This window comes from Amycolatopsis magusensis (assembly GCF_017875555.1).
Taxonomy (GTDB): domain Bacteria; phylum Actinomycetota; class Actinomycetes; order Mycobacteriales; family Pseudonocardiaceae; genus Amycolatopsis; species Amycolatopsis magusensis.
Map to the genome: position 1 here is coordinate 3,998,193 of NZ_JAGGMS010000001.1, position 12,199 is coordinate 4,010,391.

At 71.0% G+C, this 12,199-nt stretch carries 9 protein-coding genes; 4 read left to right on the top strand and 5 right to left on the bottom strand.

Going from position 1 to position 12,199, the window contains the following annotated elements; all coding sequences use genetic code 11:
* Positions 1-57 precede the first annotated feature (57 nt).
* Genes JOM49_RS17830 through JOM49_RS17840 form a run of 3 tightly spaced genes read right to left on the bottom strand, consistent with a single transcriptional unit; the run spans position 58 to position 4,024 of the window.
* The gene (locus JOM49_RS17830) at positions 58-1,788 is read right to left on the bottom strand and encodes an ABC transporter ATP-binding protein (protein ID WP_209665399.1); all 1,731 of its coding nucleotides are present in this window, start codon (positions 1,786-1,788) and stop codon (positions 58-60) included.
* Positions 1,785-3,473, bottom strand: a complete 1,689-nt coding sequence (locus JOM49_RS17835; RefSeq protein WP_209665400.1) for an ABC transporter transmembrane domain-containing protein — start codon at positions 3,471-3,473, stop codon at positions 1,785-1,787. Before JOM49_RS17835 ends, JOM49_RS17830 begins: the two co-directional genes overlap by 4 nt.
* Entirely contained in the window at positions 3,461-4,024 is a 564-nt protein-coding gene (locus tag JOM49_RS17840) for a GNAT family N-acetyltransferase (protein ID WP_209665401.1), read from the bottom strand. Before JOM49_RS17840 ends, JOM49_RS17835 begins: the two co-directional genes overlap by 13 nt.
* 110 nt (positions 4,025-4,134) lie before the next feature.
* Here JOM49_RS17840 and JOM49_RS17845 point away from each other — a divergent pair, with 110 nt between their 5' ends.
* From JOM49_RS17845 to JOM49_RS17855, 3 genes are read left to right on the top strand one after another with little or no spacing between them, the layout of a single operon-like run.
* Positions 4,135-4,734, top strand: coding sequence for a hypothetical protein (locus JOM49_RS17845; RefSeq protein WP_209665402.1), 600 nt, complete (start codon positions 4,135-4,137; stop codon positions 4,732-4,734).
* A 56-nt stretch (positions 4,735-4,790) separates the two neighbouring features.
* On the top strand, positions 4,791-5,471 hold the full coding sequence (locus tag JOM49_RS17850) for a fibronectin type III domain-containing protein (protein ID WP_209665403.1): 681 nt from the start codon (positions 4,791-4,793) through the stop codon (positions 5,469-5,471).
* 57 nt (positions 5,472-5,528) lie between these two features.
* Positions 5,529-8,786 (top strand): GH92 family glycosyl hydrolase, encoded by a 3,258-nt coding sequence (locus JOM49_RS17855; protein ID WP_209665404.1) that lies wholly within the window; start codon positions 5,529-5,531, stop codon positions 8,784-8,786.
* Here JOM49_RS17855 and recQ read toward each other — a convergent pair.
* Both recQ and JOM49_RS17865 read right to left on the bottom strand, forming a co-directional pair.
* Positions 8,773-10,602 (bottom strand): DNA helicase RecQ, encoded by a 1,830-nt coding sequence (recQ, locus tag JOM49_RS17860; protein ID WP_209665405.1) that lies wholly within the window; start codon positions 10,600-10,602, stop codon positions 8,773-8,775. The genes JOM49_RS17855 and recQ overlap by 14 nt on opposite strands.
* A gap of 137 nt (positions 10,603-10,739) precedes the next feature.
* Positions 10,740-11,777 (bottom strand): fatty acid desaturase family protein, encoded by a 1,038-nt coding sequence (locus JOM49_RS17865; protein WP_209665406.1) that lies wholly within the window; start codon positions 11,775-11,777, stop codon positions 10,740-10,742.
* Between the two features lie 244 nt (positions 11,778-12,021).
* Between JOM49_RS17865 and JOM49_RS17870 the strand changes: the two genes are divergently transcribed.
* Positions 12,022-12,186 (top strand): hypothetical protein, encoded by a 165-nt coding sequence (locus JOM49_RS17870; RefSeq protein WP_209665407.1) that lies wholly within the window; start codon positions 12,022-12,024, stop codon positions 12,184-12,186.
* Positions 12,187-12,199: the final 13 nt, after the last annotated feature.

Consider the following 12,199-nt stretch of genomic DNA (forward strand, 5'->3'; position numbering starts at 1 on the left):
ACTGTCACGAATGTGGCTTTCGAGACGGATAACGTCCCGAAAGCCACATTCGTGACATCAGGGAACCCGGTCCCCGTGCCAGGAGTGCCACAGGGTGGAGTAGGTGCCTCCGGCGTCCACCAGGGCGGCGTGGGTGCCGAGTTCGGTGATCCGCCCGCCGTCCACCACGGCGATCCGGTCGGCGTCGTGGGCGGTGTGCAGGCGGTGGGCGATGGCGACGACCGTGCGTCCGGCGAGGACGGCGGCGACCGAGCGTTCCACGTTCCGGGCGGTCCGCGGGTCCAGCAGGGCGGTGGCCTCGTCCAGCACCACGGTGTGCGGGTCGGCCAGTACCACGCGCGCCAGTGCGAGTTGCTGCGCCTGGGGCGCGTCCAGCCGCACATCGACACTGTCCAAACCGGACGGCAGGGACCGGACCCAGCCGGCGTCCACCACGTCGAGGGCGGCGAGCAGGCGGGCGTCGTCGGCGTCCGGGGCGGCGATGGTCAGGTTGTCCCTGATCGTGCCCAGGAAGACGTGGTGTTCCTGCGTCACCAGCACCACGCGTTCCCGCAGCACCTCCGGCGCCAGGTCCGCCACCGGCACCCCGCCCACGGTCACCGAGCCCGAGCCCGGCGCCGCCAGCCCGGCCAGCAGTCTGCCCAAAGTGGACTTCCCGGCTCCCGACGGACCCACCAGCGCGAGCCGTTCACCCGGGCGCACCGACAGGTCGACCCCGTGCAGCACATCCTTGCCGGAACCATACGAATAGCGCACGTCGCTGACGACCAGCCGGTCGTCGGCCGGCACCTCGGTGGTCGGGGCCCGGTCGGGCACCGCCTTGCCGACGCCCTTCAGCCGCGCGAACGAAGCGCCGCTGCGCTGCAACTGGTCGAGCCAGTCCAGCAGGAAGTCCATCGGCTCGGTCAGCTGCCACGCGTAGAGCACCGCCGAGATCGCCGCACCCAGGGTGACCAGGTCGTTCGCCACGAAGAAGCCCCCGGCCAGCAACAGCACCGCGGCGGGCAGCGCGTAGACGAAGTCCACCACCGGGTACAGCACGCTGCGCAGGAACAACGTCCGCACCCGCGCCGTGTGGGCCTCGCGCACGCGGGCGTCCGTCGCTTCGATCTGCCGCGACCCCAGGCCGAACGCCTCGACCGTGCGCGCGCCTTCCGCGGTTTCCACCAGGCTGTCGGACATCTCCGAAAGCGTCTGTCCTTCGTGGAGGTAGGCGTCCCTCGCCCGCTTCAGGTACCACCGGCTGATCACCATGAGCAACGGCAACCCGACCATCGAGCACAGCCCGAACAGCGGGTCCAGCACGAAGAGCGCGGTGAAGACGAAGGTCAGCTGCACCGTGGAGATGAACAGCGTCGGAGCCGCGTCGCGCAGGGTCACGCCCACCGTGGACACGTCCGCCGCGCCCCTGGCCATCAGGTCGCCGGTCCCGGTCCGCTCGACCACCGGCGCGGGCAGCGCCAGCGTCTCGTCGACGAAGTCCTCCCGCAGCCGCGCCAGCGTCCGCTCGCCGAGCCGGTGCCCGGCGTTGCGGGCGAAGCGGGTGAGCAGCACCTGGGCCAGCGCGCAGGCCACGATCGCCGCCGCGAGCAGGTCCACAGTGGACGTGTCCGCCCGGCCGGCGCCGACCAGGTCGACGATCCGCCCGACCAGCCAGGGCGCGGCCAGTCCGGCCAGCGCGGCCAGCCCGTTCAGCGCCAGCACCACCGCCATCGCCCGGCGATCGGCGCGGACCAGCTGCCAGGTCGCCCGCCGGACCTCGGCGGGCGTCGCCACCGGCAGGCTCATCGGGCCACCTCCTCTTCGGCGCCGCGGTACACCAGCGCTCGGTAGCGCGGTTCGGATTCGAGCAGACCGGTGTGCGTCCCGGTGGCGACCACCCGGCCGTCGACCAGGAACGCCACCAGGTCGGCCTGACCGGCCTGCAGCGGGGACGTGGTGGCGACCACCGTGGTCCGCCCGGCGCGGAACTCCCGCAGCCGGGCGGCGATCAGGGCTTCGGTCGGCGCGTCCACCGCGGACGCCGGCTCGACCAGCAGCAGCACCTCGGGATCGGCCAGCAACGCCCTGGCCAGCCGCAACCGCTGCTGCTGGCCGCCGGACAGGTTGGCGCCGCGGGCCTCCAGCCGGGCGTCGAGCCCGGCCACGTCCTCGGCGGCCGCCGCCCGCACCGCGGCGGTGATCGCCGCGTCGTCGTGCTCCGGCCGGGTGGCCACGGCCTCGCGCACCGAACCGGCGAACAGGTGTTCTTCGTTGCGGGCGACCAGGATGCGCCTGCGGATCTCGTCGAGCCGGATGTCGGCCAGCGGCACCTCGTTCCAGGTCGCCGCGGAATCGGTGTACCGGCCGAGCCGGTCGAGCGTCGCGGCCGAGTCGGCGGGTGAGGCCGACACCACGGCCAGCAGCACGCCGGGCGGGACCACCAGCCCGGAGCCGGGGTCGGCCAGGTTTGCCGGGCTGTCCGGGCCGGGCCGGTCCCCACCGGCCTGCTCGGGCTCGATCCGCAGCAGCTCGGTGACCCGGCGGGCCGCGACCAGGCCCCTGGCCAGCTGGTCGCTGCCCTCGATCAGGAAGAACATCGGGATCACCAGCGCCGCCACGTAGCCGTAGACGGCGACCATCTCGCCGATGCTGATCTCCCCGGCGGCGGTCATCCGCGCGGTCAGCCAGGTGACCACGGCGAGGAACAGCACCGGCATCCCGGTGGTCAGCGCCTTGACCCAGCTGGTCACCGCGCCCACGCGGTAACCGTCGTCGCGCAGGAGCCGCGACGAGCCGTGGAACCGCCGTGAGAACTGCTCGCTGCCGCCGATCCCGCGCAGCACCTTCAGCCCGCCGACGATGTCCCCGATCTGCGAGGTCAGCTCACCCTGGCGCTCGCGGTACTCCGCTTCGTTGCGCTGCAAGCGCTTCAGCAGCGGCACGATGGTGACCGCGAGCAGCGGCACGCCCACCAGCACCACCAGCGCGAGCACCGCCGAGACGTCCAGCAGCAGCAACGTCACCGCGGCGAAGGCGAACAACGCGCCCACGCCGGGGCCGACGATCGTCAGGCAGAGGGAGATGGTGGTGATGTCGGCCGCGCCGATGTGCGCCACCTCGCCGGCGGACACCCGCCGGGACAGCGTCGAGCCGAGCCGCGCGACGTGCCGCACCACCACCCGCACGGTGCGCAGCGCGGAATCCATCCGGACGAAGGTCATCGTGCGGTGCCGCATCAGGCCGAGCACCGCGTTGAACAGCGCGGCCGCCAGCACCGCGCCGGTCCACCCCGCCAGTTCGGCGAAGTCGCCGGTGCGCAGGCCGTTGTCGACGGCCCGCGAGCTGAAGTACGGCGGCAGCATCGTGCTGACCATCCACACGCTGCCGTACAGCGAGCCGCGCGCCGCCCGCCACGGCTGGCTGCGCACCAGCCACCAGAGGTACCGCGCGGGACTGCGGGCGTCGGGTGTTCCCGGGCCTATTTCCGCCATTCGGACCGGTCCAGTGCGTATTCGACGTCACCGTGTTCCGAGCCTTCGATCTGCTCGGGCCAGTCACCGAAGAACGTGCGCACGTAGCGCAGCCCGGCCTTCTCCATCACCCGCCGGGAACCCTGGTTGACCGCCATGGTGCCGGCGAAGACGCGCTTCGCGCCGAGTTCGGTGAACGCCTTCTCGATCAGCGCGCGCGAGCCTTCGGTGGCGTACCCCTTGCCCCACGCGGCCCGGCGCAGGCGGTAGCCCAGTTCCGGCACGTCGGCCGGGGCGTCGAGGTCGGGGCGCAGGTGGAACCAGCCGAGGAACTCGCCGGTGGCCTTCTCGTGCGCGATGAAGAAGCCGTAGCCCGGATTGCGCTTGGGGTGCTCGAGCATTCGCGGCAGGAAGTGGGTTTTCACCCGGTCCAGCGAGGTCGGTACGCCGCCGGTGAGGTAGCGCATCACCTCCGGATCGGAATCCAGCTCGACGAGCAACGGTGCGTCGGATTCGGTGATCCGGCGCAGGGTCAGTCGTTCGGTCTCGAGATAGGTCCCCGCCTCGTCCATGTCCGCCGACGCTAGCGACCGCGGGCCGGTGACGCTTCCGATTTATTCGGCTACGCTGATCAAGCCGCCAGACATCCGCCGGACCGCCGCCTCGTAGTGAAAGGTCGGAGATGTCGAGAAAACGCGCCCTCGCGGGCGTCGCGGCTCTGTGCGCCGCCTTGTCCACCACGCTGGCCCCCGCGGCCACCGCCCAGGTCGACGGCGGCGGCTGGACCTCGTACTCACCCTCGTTCAACGAGCAGGAACGCGGCTGCGGCCAGATCAACGGGCTGAACTTCACGCTGACCTGCGCCACCGGCAGCGGCGACCAGCGGGCCGAGCGCCGCTACGCCACCTACACCGGCGGCACGCGCCAGTTCGAAGGCAGCTTCCGGATCAGCAGCCTCGGCGGCACCCGGATCAGCCTGAAACAGACCTTCCAGGACCCCACCGGGCCGTTCTTCATGCTGGCGGTGGAACGCGGTGGCCGGCTCTACGCGGTGCACGGCGGGGACACCGTGGCGACCGGTGCGACCGTGGGCACCTCGGTCCGGGTGAACACCGTCCACCAGCCCGGCAACAACCACAGGACCTACATCAACGGGTCGCTCAAGAACACCGTGTCCAGCCCGGGCGGCAGCTTCTACGACAAGTTCGGCGCCTACCGGACGAACAGCGGCGCCGGTCCGGCGACCGTGGTGTGGAGCGGGATCAAGTTCTGGCGCAAGTAACCGCCTCCGCCGTCCCGGCGGCCCCGCCGGGACGGCCTTCCCCGTTGAGGTCTTCCATGCGCAAAGCCGTTTCCCTGCTGTCCGCGGTGCTGCTCGCGGGCTGCTCCGCCGAAACTCCCGAACCCGAGCTGCGGGCGACGCTGGTCGGGTCGAACGACGTCGTGCTCGACTGGCCCGCCGCCGAACCCGGGGCAGCGGGCCGGGTGCTGGAATTCGCCACCGAGGCCGGCGGCGAATACACCGTGCTGCAGTTCATGCCTCCCGGTCAGCGGCAGTACACCCACCCGGACCTCATTCCGCGGACGCACTTCCACTACCGCCTGCGCTCCTTCGCCGGACCGGCCTCGGGAACCGTGGCGGTCGCACTCCCGCCCGGCGAGTTCGACGAAGCCGCGCAGGCGCTGAACCACGATTGGGCCGAACCGGTGAGAACCCCGGGGAGCGCACGGCATTCCGTGCGCACGGCCGAAGCCGCTCCCACGGACTTCCGGGCTGTCGTGCGGCACGCGAACGGGATTCAGTTCACCTGGACCGACAACGCCACCGACGAGGAGGGCTACCTGCTGGAGCTGAAGACCACCGGGGACTACCGGGTGGCCGCCGTGTTCGAGCCGGACGTCACCTCGGCGGGCCTGATCACCTTGCCCGAGGAGAAAACGGCGACCTACCGGGTGCGGGCCTTCGCCTCCGGGCCGCCGCCCACAGTGGCCGATGTCCGGACCGGACAAGAAGATTGACAGCCGTTCCCGGCGCGTGGCAGGTTCTGACAACGATGTCAGCCAGAGAGGCCTGCCATGATTCGACGGATCGCGCCCGCCGCCCTCGCCGGAGTCCTGGTCGCGGGCACCCTGCTGGGTACCGGGACCGCCACCGCGCAGGCCGATCCGGTCGCCGAGGTGAACTCGTTCATCGGGACGCAGAACTTCGGCAACACCTTCCCCGGTGCGAGCGCGCCGTTCGGCATGGTGCAGCTGAGCCCGGACACCGGCGGCCAGGGCGGGTACGACTACCAGCAGGACTCGATCTACGGCTTCAGCCAGACGCACCTGTCCGGCGTCGGCTGCGGGGTGGCCGGTGAGCTGCCGATCATGCCGACCACCGGCGCGGTCGGTTCGGTGGACCCGCAGGTCTACCGCTCGAAGTACGCGCACGACGACGAAGAAGCCTCGCCCGGTTACTACCGCGTCGGCCTGTCGACCTACGGCGTCGACGCCGAGCTGACCGCGACCGAGCGCACCGGCTGGCAGCGGCACACCTTCCCGGCCACCGGCGCGGCGAACCTGCTGTTCAACACCGGCAAGGCGAACCAGACCGTGCACGACTCGGAGGTGCACGTGGTCGGCGACCGGACCATCGAGGGCCGGGTGCGCGCGGGCGGCTTCTGCGCCGGGCACGACGAGCACACCGTGTACTTCACCGCCAGCTTCGACCGGCCGTTCAGCTCGTTCGGCACCTGGCGCGGGAACGAGAAGACCCCGGGCTCGCGCGACGCGGCGGGCGCCGACGGCAACGGCGCCTGGCTGACCTTCGACGCGACCGAAGACCGCGACGTGGTGGTCAAGGTCGGGCTGTCCTACACCGGCGTGGACGGCGCGCGGAAGAACCTGGCGGCCGAGACCGGCGACTCCTACGACTTCGACGCGACCAGGGCGAAGCTGCGCGAGACCTGGGCCGCCCAGCTCGGCTCGATCAAGATCGACGGCGGAGCACCCGAACGCCGGACGGCCTTCTACACCTCGCTCTACCACTCGCTGCTGCACCCGAACCTGGCTGGTGACGTGGACGGCCGGTACGCCGGCTTCGACCGCCAGGTGCACACCGCCGAGGGCTACACGCCGTACCAGAACTTCTCGCTGTGGGACACCTACCGGCCGCAGAACCAGCTGCTGGAGCTGCTCCGCCCGCAGGTGGCCAGGGACGTGGCGCTGTCGGTGGTGGCCGCGGGCCGCGACGGCGGCTGGCTGCCGCGCTGGGCGCTGGCCAACAGCGAAACCAACATCATGACCGGCGACCCGGTCACCCCATTCCTGGTCGAAGCCTGGTCGAAGGGGCTGCTGGCCGGGCACGAGGAAGAGGCGTACGCGCTGCTCAAGCAGAACGCGACCAGCGTGCCGCCCGCCGAGTCCGACTACAACGGCCGTTCCGGGCAGACCTACTACGCCGACCGCGGGTACATCCCGTCCGGCCTGGAGGTGGGGGTCGACTGCGCCCACAAGGGCGGGGACAACGACTGCAAGCACCCGGCGTCGGCGACCATGGAGTACGCGGCGGCCGACGCCGCGCTGGCGTTGCTGGCCGGCGCGCTCGGGCACGACGAGGACGCGGCGATGTTCGCCGACCGCGGCCAGTGGTTCCGGAACCTGTGGGACCCGTCGATCGGGCAGTTCCGGCCGCGCACCGAGGACGGCACCTTCCTGTCGCCGTACAACCCGGTCGACGCTGGGCACCAGTTCCACGAGGGCGGCGCCTACCAGTACCAGTGGCTGGCCCCGCAGGACCCGAACGGGCTGGTCGCGCTGATGGGCGGCAGGCAGGCGACCGAGCAGCGGCTCGACGAGTTCTTCGCCTACGACCGGCTGCTCACCGACCCGGCCGGGACCGCGCGCGAGGACTGGATCACCGAGCCGTACGACTACTACGGCAAGCCGACGTACAACCCGAACAACGAGCCGGACCTGCTGGCGCCGTACGTCTACGCCTCGGCCGGGGCTCCGGCGAAGACGGCGACCGTGGTGCGTGCGGCGTACACGCTGTTCACCGCCGGGCCCGACGGCATGACCGGCAACGACGACCTCGGCACGATGTCGGCCTGGTACGTGTTCTCCTCGCTGGGGCTCTACCCGACCATGAGCGGGTCGAACTTCCTGGCGGTGTCCAGCCCGCAGTTCGAATCGGCGGTGGTCCAGGTCGGGCCGTACGAAGGCAGGCAGGGCGGCACCCTGACCGTCACCGCGCCCGGCGTGAGCGACGAGAACCGGTACGTGCAGAGCATTTCGCTGAACGGCGCGCCGGTGGACAAGACCTGGCTGGGCTGGGACGCCATCGCCCGCGGCGGGAACCTGGCGCACGTGGTCGGGGACCAGCCGTCGAGCTGGGGCACCGAGCCCGGCGCGGAGCCGCCGTCGGTGAACAAGGCACGCCCGGACCAGCGCCGGAACCTGGACGCGTCGCTGCGGCAGTCGGCCGTGGTCGCGCCGGTGGGGGACGGGCCGCAGCAGGTCACCCTGGCGCTGGACGTGCTCGGGCAGGCGCCGGTCGCGCTGCCGGTCACCGTGCGGGCGACCGCGCCGGCCGGGTGGACCGTGTCCGCCGAACCCGCTTCGCCGTTCGTCGTGCGTTCCGGGCGAATTCCCACGCAGCAAACGGTTTCGCTGTCGTTGAGCGTCCCGGCCGGGACTCCGGCGGGGAAGTACCCGGTGGCGGTCGAGGTGTCCGGCGCCGGGGTGGAGCCGGTCAGCCGCACGGCCACGGTGGAACTGCGGGCGGGCACCACGTGCGCGAGCGTGGCGAACGGGCAGTGCGCGGTCGACCTGGCCACGGACGCCGACCACGACGGCACGGCGACGGCCGGAGCTCCCGGTGAGGGCAACTTCGACGGCTCGGGCTGGAGCTACGACGCTTCGCTGCTGCCCGCGGCCGGTCCGGTCGACTGGGCCGGAACCCGTTACGCCGCACCGGATCCCACCGGCACCGCGGCGAACTTCGTGGAAGCGCGCGGGCAGGGGCTACTGCTGCCCGCCGGTTCGCACGAGGCGCTGAAGCTGGTGTCGGCGTCGCACAACGGGCCGGTGACCGTCTCGCTGAACGTGCAGTACACCGACGGCACCGGGGCCGAGCTGCCGGTGGTCGTCGGGGACTGGGCCGGCTCGGCTCCCGAGGGCACCACCGTCGCGCTGGAGATGCCGCACCGGATCAAGGCCGGTCAGGGCGTCGACGGGCCGCCGGTGCGGTTGTTCGCCCAGTCCCTGCCGCTGGACCCGGCGAAGACCGTGCGCTCGGTGACCCTGCCGGACGACCCGCGGGTGGAGATCTACGCGCTCACGCTGAGCTGAGCGCGTCGAGGATCTGCTGGCCGTACTTGGCCAGCTTGTTCTCGCCGACCCCGTTCACCTGGCCCAGCTGCTCCAGCGTGGCCGGGGTGGAGGTCGCGATCTCCTGCAGCGTCTTGTCGTGGAAGATGACGTAGGCGGGCACGCCCTGTTCCTTCGCGGTGGCCGCGCGCCAGGAACGGAGCAGCTCGAACAGCGGCTTCGCCTCGGCGGGCATGTCCGCCTGCTCCCGCTTGGCCTTGGCGACCTTCGCCGCCTTGGCGACGCGCTCGGGCTCGCGGCGCAGGCGCACCTCGCGGCGGCGGCCCAGCACTTCGGCGCTTTCCTCGGTGAGCACCAGCGTCCCGTAGTCGCCTTCGACCGCGAGCAGGCGCTGCGCGAGCAACTGCCGCACCACCCCGCGCCATTCCGCCTCGGCCAGCTCGGTGCCGATGCCGAACACGGTCAGCGAATCGTGGTCGTGCTGGATCACCTTCGCGGTCTTGCGGCCGAGCAGGATGTCGATCAGCTGGCCCGCACCGAACTTCTGCCGCCGCTCGTGCTGCAGCCGGTACACAGTGGACAGTAGTTTCTGCGCGGGTACCGTGCCGTCCCAGGATTCCGGCGGGGTGAGGCAGGTGTCGCAGTTGCCGCAGGGGTCGCTCTTCTGGCCGAAGTAGGCGAGCAACTGCACCCGGCGGCATTCGACCGTCTCGCACAGCGCGAGCATCGCGTCGAGGTGCGAGCCGAGGCGGCGGCGGTGCGCGTCGTCGCCCTCGGAGGTGTCGATCATCTTGCGCTGCTGGACTACGTCCTGCAGCCCGTAGGCCAGCCACGCGGTGGAGGGCAGGCCGTCACGACCGGCGCGGCCGGTCTCCTGGTAGTAGCCCTCGACGGACTTCGGCAGGTCGAGGTGGGCGACGAAGCGCACGTCCGGCTTGTCGATGCCCATGCCGAAGGCGATCGTGGCGACCACGATCAGGCCTTCTTCTCGCAGGAACCGGGACTGGTTCTCGGCGCGGGTGCGCGAATCCAGCCCGGCGTGGTACGGCACGGCCCGGAAACCGTTGGCGGACAGGAACTCCGCGGTTTTCTCCACCGAGTTGCGGGACAGGCAGTAGACGATGCCCGCGTCCCCGTCGTGCTCGGTGCGCAGCAGCTCGAGCAGCTGCCGCTTCGGCTCGTTCTTCGGCACGATGCGGTACTGGATGTTCGGCCGGTCGAAGCTGGCCACGAAGTGCCGCGCCTCGCCGAGGTTCAGCCGGGTGGCGATCTCGGTGTGCGTGGCCTCGGTCGCGGTGGCGGTCAGCGCGATGCGCGGCACGTCGGGCCAGCGCTCGTGCAGCTGCGAGAGGTTCAGGTAGTCGGGCCGGAAGTCGTGGCCCCACTGGGCGACGCAGTGCGCCTCGTCGATGGCGAACAGCGAAATCTTGCCGCGGTTGAGCAGGGAAAGGGTGGATTCCACCCGCAGCCGCTCGGGGGCGAGGTAGAGCAGGTCCAGCTCACCGGCCACGAACTCGGCCTCGACCAGCCTGCGTTCCTCGAAATCCTGGGTGGAGTTGAGGAACCCGGCCCGCACCCCGGCCGCGCGCAGGGCGTCGACCTGGTCCTGCATCAACGCGATCAGCGGCGAGATGACCACGCCGACACCGTCGCGGACCAGCGCGGGGATCTGGTAGCAGAGCGATTTGCCGCCGCCGGTCGGCATCAGCACCAGCGCGTCGCCGCCGCCGACGACCTGGTCGATGATCTCCTGCTGCTGCCCGCGGAAGGAGTCGTAGCCGAAGATCCGCCGGAGTACCTCGGCGGGATCGCTCACGGAGAGTCCGGATGCGGTCATGGGGCGATCCTAGGGGTGCGGTGGCGGGCTGACCCGCACTGCCTACCACCCCACCCCGACAGAACCACGCGAGGTGCGCGTGCGGTGAAGGTGGCTTCCACAGCGGATCACGCCGTGGAAGCCACCTTCACGGCAGGTCAGGCGGCCGCGGGAGCGGTGGCGGGGGCGCGCAGGGGGGCGCCCACCTCGTGCAGGTGCTCCAGGACGTACCGGTACGAGCGCAGCAGGCCGCACTGGGCGTAGGGGATGCCCCGTTCCAGGCAGAACTGCTGCACGATCGGCTGCGCCTTGCGCAGGTTCGGCCGCGGCATGTGCGGGAACAGGTGGTGCTCGATCTGGTAGTTCAGCCCGCCGAGCGCCAGGTCCACCCAGAAACCACCGCGGACGTTGCGCGAGGTGAGCACCTGCTTGCGCAGGAAGTCCTTCGAGTCCTCCTCCGAGGGGCTCGGCATGCCCTTGTGGTTCGGGGCGAACGAGCAGCCCATGTACACGCCCCACAGCCCCTGGTGCACCACCAGGAACACCACGGCGATCCCGGGGGAGAGCACCAGGAACACCGCGCCCAGGTAGAGCGCGAAGTGCAGGACGAGCAGCGCGCCGTCGATCTTGCGCGACTTGACCTCGCCGTTCCAGATCGCCCGCACGCTGCTGATGTGCAGGTTCAGGCCTTCGAGCAGGAGCAGCGGGAAGAACAGGTAGGCCTGGTGCTTGGCCATCCAGCGCAGGAACCCGGTCTTCAGCCGCGCCTGGTTCTCGGTGAAGGCGAGTGCGTCTATGTTGACGTCCGGGTCGTCGTGCTCGTGGTTCGGGTTGGCGTGGTGGCGGTTGTGCCCCTTGTTCCACCAGCCGTAGCTCATCCCGATCAGCCCGCCGTGGAGGCGCCCGACCAGGTTGTTCTGGCGGCCGCCGCGGAAGATCTGCTTGTGCCCGGCGTCGTGGCCGATGAAGGCCAGCTGCGCGAACACCAGCGCCAGGAAGGCGGCCACGAACAGCTGCCACCAGGAGTCGCCGATGTAGGCGAAGGCCACCCAGGCACCCGCCATGGCCAGCAGGTTGAGCCCGATCCGGACGGCGTAGTAGCCGCGGCGGCGCTCCAGCAGCCCGGCGTTGCGGATCTGCTTCGACAGCACCGCGTAGTCACCGAGGGTAGCCTGCTGATCAAGTGAGGTCGGCATTGCCGGCGCTCCCGTTCCCGGCCTCTTTCGGGCCGGATGTAACCGCCGAAGACGAAACCGGTTCGGCTACCGGGATACACAAGCCCTCAACTTCCCCCGACTCTACCTGGCCGCCGCCCCGGCCAGCCCGCCCAGTTACCGCCAGGTGGCCGGGCGGTGGAAGTCTTTGCCGGAAATTCGCTTGTCGCCCGGCCGGTGGGTGCCCACAGTGGAGAGCAGGGGGAAACGAGGGCCGGGAGGCGCTGTGCGCGAGTACGAGTTCACCAGGATGGGCGGCGAGAGCACGTTCGCCGCGCTGGTCCTGCCCGAGGGCGACCGGACCGAGTCCGCGGTGGTCCTCTACCGCCGCGGGGTGCGCGTGTGCGAGTTCGAGGTGCCGAGCGAGGAGACCGGGGAACTGGCTTCCTGAGCCCACCTGAACG